General features: G+C 36.2%; 2 protein-coding genes and 1 pseudogene. All 3 read right to left on the reverse strand.

Annotated elements, in window-relative coordinates; genetic code table 11:
• A pseudogene (locus B5E95_RS10165) lies at nucleotides 1-501 on the reverse strand (hypothetical protein); the annotation flags it as partial.
• A gap of 335 nt (nucleotides 502-836) precedes the next feature.
• Entirely contained in the window at nucleotides 837-2,624 is a 1,788-nt protein-coding gene (locus tag B5E95_RS10170) for a P-loop NTPase family protein (RefSeq protein WP_087236561.1), read from the reverse strand.
• An 841-nt stretch (nucleotides 2,625-3,465) separates the two neighbouring features.
• The coding region (locus B5E95_RS10670; RefSeq protein WP_162606892.1) for a hypothetical protein at nucleotides 3,466-4,940 on the reverse strand (1,475 nt) is incomplete at its 5' end.

Here is a 4,940-nt window from a genome sequence, read left to right on the forward strand (position 1 = left end):
CCCTTCGGCACAATCCGCAAGCCCTTGAGCTATAGCTTTTAAGGCTTGGTCTTTAGCTTCGTTTTCCGTTAACTTTTGTCCTTTTTTAGCTCCACTTGCCCAAGAATAGCCTTGAAGCTTTGCTGTAAGCTGATTTACAAGCTTACTGTAGTCTCTTTTATTAGACAGTTTTTGCGTGTACAGTTGAAGTGGTTGAAGCTTTCTAGCTTTGCCGTTGCCGTCAACCTGCAAAAATCTTTTAACTGAGCCGAACTTTCTTTTTTTATCCTTCATGTTTTCATCATGCTCTTTTACAAAAGAGCCAAAGCGTTTTTCAGCCCAGTCATCAAAGTTTATTAAAACTTTATGAGTATTATACTTCCTTAACTCCCGACTTTCTTTTGTATTTAAATACTTGTTTTTATGTTTTAAATTGGGGTCATGTTCGAGGTGTTTTCTGATCCCTTTAAATGACTTTTTATTGTCAAAATTGCCACTTGCAGTTGTGAAAATTGTATCCATTTTTGTCACTCACTTTCAGTGTCATTGTATAATAAATACAAGATACATTGAGCTAAAAAATTATTTTTTAGTAGAGCGCCTTACCAAAAAATAAAATTTTTTGGGGCGCTCTCCGAGGGCTGGTTCCACCAGACTGGAAAAAGTGGCGAATAAATTCGCTCACTTTTTAGAAAAATTGCAAGCTAATCGCAAGCAATTTTTAGGGGAAATTTCCCCTTCGATTTTTCAAAAAAGCTAGCGCAATTTTTTCAAAATCTACCCCTTAATTTTTGCCTGCTAAAACTACACTTTCAGGCAAAAATAAAAGAGGCAATCTGCCTCTTTTTAATCTTCATCTAATTTTCAACCAACTTCAAAACTCGTTCTTTTTCTTCTTTTTCAGATTCAACTTCACCCAATTTTTCAGCCAATTCTTCAGGGCTTAGTAAGCGTGGTAAATGATTGGTAATTTTTAAACCCGTTTTTTCTTTCATATCTTCAATGACTTGTTTCAAAACTTGGTGAAGTTTTTTCATGTCATAAAAATCATTTTCAGCCATTTCATATTCACAAACCTTGAAATAATGATTCTCAAAAGTAAAGTCATCGAAAAATTCTTCGACTGTTCGTATTTTGGCTTCATCATTGGCTAAGCAAGCTGGACGAGTACTGGTATTAAGGCAATAAACAGCGATTTTAATTTCATTGTCTTTACTTTTAGTCAGCTTAAAAGTGTATTTAATACGCCGGATGATCTGCCACCATTGGTCTATAAAATCCTTAGCATCTTCAAGACTCCAGTGGTGATGATGTCCCAATTCAATAGCTTCTTCAAGTGATTCTTGATTATCTCTAAAAATATGAAGTCGTTGCCAGCCTGCTAACTCGTCGCCTCTTTTAAAGCTTAAGCTTAAAAGCTGAGCGTATGTTTTTGGAAAGGCAAAAGTTTGCTTATGCTTGTCAACTTTTATTGTTGGCTCATAATGATAATACCTTGAAGCGTACTGATCTACTAGCAAATCAGAATAGAAAAGACTATAAGCCCAGTATTGTGGGGGCATTGCCTTAGCCAAAATAAAAGCTTGCGCAAAGTACCTTTTATCCTGATTACGAGCTGACACCATGCTATAGCGGTTAGGTTCAAAATCGTTTAAAAATTCTTCTACATTAAATTGTGTTGGACGCATTTCGTGTGCAACCGTAACAAGCTCATCACTATAGCCACTAAGCATATCAGGTGTTTTACCTTTACCCGTAGCTGCAGCCGTATGAACTGCATGCGTATCACTATCAGCAAAGAAAAATCCCAGCTGATCGGCAAAATAGCTTTTACCAATTCCACCAGAGCCGTCTACATAAATAAAGTTAAAATTCTTTTTCATATATACTAACTGTTGGAAAAGCTTCTTTAAGTAAGTATTACGTTCATCTTCTAATTTTTTAGAATAAGACCGCCAAAATTGTGGCTCATGTTCGCCAAAAACTGAAATAGCTTCAGCTTGAACAGCGTCAATTGTTGCACCTCTTCTAACCTTGAAAGTCAACTCATCAGCAAGCTTTAAAGCCTTGTTATCACTGATCGAGCAGTCTTTTTCATCAATAACTTTGGCTAAGTAATCATCAAGATCATTCTTTGAAAAGTTAATCAAGTGCATTTCATCTTCGCTGTATGCATGTTTATGATCTTTGATCGACTGAGGCGTCCTGTGAATCCAGTAACCAAGCATTGAAGGCAGTTTAGACTTCTTTAATTGTCGAAAATCTTTTTGCGTTCTGTTTGCATCAGATAAATTCAAATCAAAATCAGCCAATCGCTTACGCCAATTAGCTTCATCGTAAAGCGTTTTAGCGCCCCAACATCCAAAATGCATATGCCAGTCATCAGGAATCAAATTGCCATTTTTATCTTTGGCTAGAAAAGTAACTTTTCCTTTTTCTGTTAGCTTTGATTTATGCTTAAAATCTGCATAGTGTAAAATGTCAGCACCACTCATGCCCGAATAGTTTCCAACAAAACTCGTAAACTGCTTACGTAAGTAGCCCACAACTTTCATCCTGTTATCCTGAGTTAGTGGCAAATTTAAGCCACGCAGAATATAGTCAATACTTATCTTAAAAGTAAACCCATGAAATTTTTTAGCCATATAAAAAGACTTCCTTTCGATTTAACTCTTGCTAAACCCTAAGAAAGCCCTTTAACTTCATACTTTTTTTCAACTCATAAGTAGATTTTAAATTGTTTTGTGCTATAATTACTTATGAATTGAAAAAGTAATTCAAAAGGCTTGCTTGTGTGGTTTTGGTTTAGCAAGGCTTTTTTTCGTGCTCAAAACTGAGCTAAATCAATTATAGCACGTTTTTAACCAGTGTTTTCAGGCACTGGTTATTTTTTATTTTACGAATATTTTCTAATTGCTGTGCTTTTATTGTACGTAAAGTTAAAACTCAAAAATATTAGGCTGAGTTTTTCGTGTTACACACTTTTTTTAGCTAAAAAATGCTTTTATATCAGCCTTTATAAGACTAAAAAGTTATCCACAGGCTACTGTTTCACAAAACTGTGAAACGCGGGGTCTTACGGAGGAGTCTAGACCCCGCGCGCGTTATACCGCAATGGTTTTAGCAATTTAAAAAAGCAAAAATGTTTCATAAACTCAAAACTCAAACTCAAACGGGTATAGCGACTAATACTCTTCAAAATTGAATTTTTAAGTCAAAAATTCGAACAATCTACAATTTTACGGCTAATGAAAATTAAAATTTTCAAAAGCTCGTGGAATTGCTTTTAAAATTCGATTTTGTTCAAAATCAAATCCCAAAAGCAATTATAAAAGAAGCCAAGCCTTCGGCTTGGCATGTTTCTTTTTTTGCCGTTCGGGCTTCGCCCTCACTGAGTACACTCACATAGGTCTACTTTTTCAAGGGAAATTGTCCGTTAATGATTGCAATTATTAGCCATTTTAGACACGTTATTGGCTAATAACGTTAAAATTCGGGTCCAAAACCGTCACTTTTTTCTTTAGAATCCTTATACTTAAGAGCCTTAGAATCAGTAGACTTTGAGGCTTTTTTATTTTCAGTCTTATAACGATCCTTATTATTCTTTTGTTGTTGCAAATTTTCTTGATAGTCATTTTCTAGTCTTAAATGTTCAGTAACGGTATTCAAAGTCTTCAAAAACTTGCTTTCTTTGACTACTTTCAATAGCTTTTTTATTCCACGTTTAAAACCTGAAACCATTGCAGTCGGATGAGTAACGGATATCGCAAGCAAGTTAGGCAAGTTTTCAGTTTCAGTTGTAGCACTAACGTCATTCGTCATACCTTGATAAAAGCCATTAGTAAAGGCTCGGACAGCTTTTTCTAAAGTACTGCCAGTTTCAGCAAGGTCATCAGCAAAATCATTTAATTCACTCTCACGGGCATCTAGAGCATCTTCACGATTATCAAGTTTACTTTTACGAATTGCTAAACCTTCATGCTGAACGCCTTTCGAATCCTTACCACCTAACTCTCTAGCATTCAAATCAGTTTCACGGCTATTTAGTTGCTTCTCACGGCTCTCAATGCCTGCATGATATTTTCCCTTAGAATCAAAATAACCCTTCTCACGACGGTTTAAATCAGTTTCTCGGGCATCTTGTGACTGTTTTCGCTGATTCAGCTGCAAAATTAACCTTTGATTGGCTTGCTGTGCCTGTTGTTCAGCCTGCTTTTTGGCTTGTAAAGCTTGATCTCGTGCATTTTCAGCATCTTCTTTTTCTTTTTTGGCGGTTTCTGCTTGACTCTTATAAGTAGCTACAAGACTCTTAAAGTTAGCAATGTCATCAAGCCTGCTTTGATTTTCAGCGATTGTTTTTTGCTGTTTATCAGCCGTTTTTTGATCTTGCTTTTGAGTCTCTAAAGCCTTGGCATGCTTAGCTTCAAGGCTATTCACTTGTTTTTGCAACTCATCAAGCTTTTGCTTTTTTGCTACATAAATATCATGATCTACGCCCGTTTCAATTGCTTTGTCTTTATCGGTCAGACGAACAAAATCAAGCGCTTTTTTAATACCAAATTTACTTTCAAGCGTTCTATTTACACTTTCGATTAATGCTTTATCTTCTTGTTCTCTAAAGGCACTCAAATTGGCTTTATTTTGGTTTTTGCTTCTGCTAGTCCCATACTGCTGGGCTAAAGCCGTGTTAAGTGACCAAGAAGGCTTCTTTTTTCGCCCTTTTTTGGTCGTTCCTTCGGGCTGGCAAAAGGGCATAACATCGCTATGAAAATGAGCTGAGCCCATTTCATCCATATGGATATAATATTCGAACATATAGAGATTTTTATTACGTTTATTAAACCCTTCGGCACAATCCGCAAGCCCTTGAGCTATAGCTTTTAAGGCTTGGTCTTTAGCTTCGTTTTCCGTTAACTTTTGTCCTTTTTTAGCTCCACTTGCCCAAGAATAGCCTTGAAGCT

Origin of the sequence: Lactobacillus gallinarum (assembly GCF_002160635.1) — a bacterium.
In the GTDB taxonomy this organism is placed as follows: Bacteria; Bacillota; Bacilli; order Lactobacillales; family Lactobacillaceae; genus Lactobacillus; species Lactobacillus gallinarum.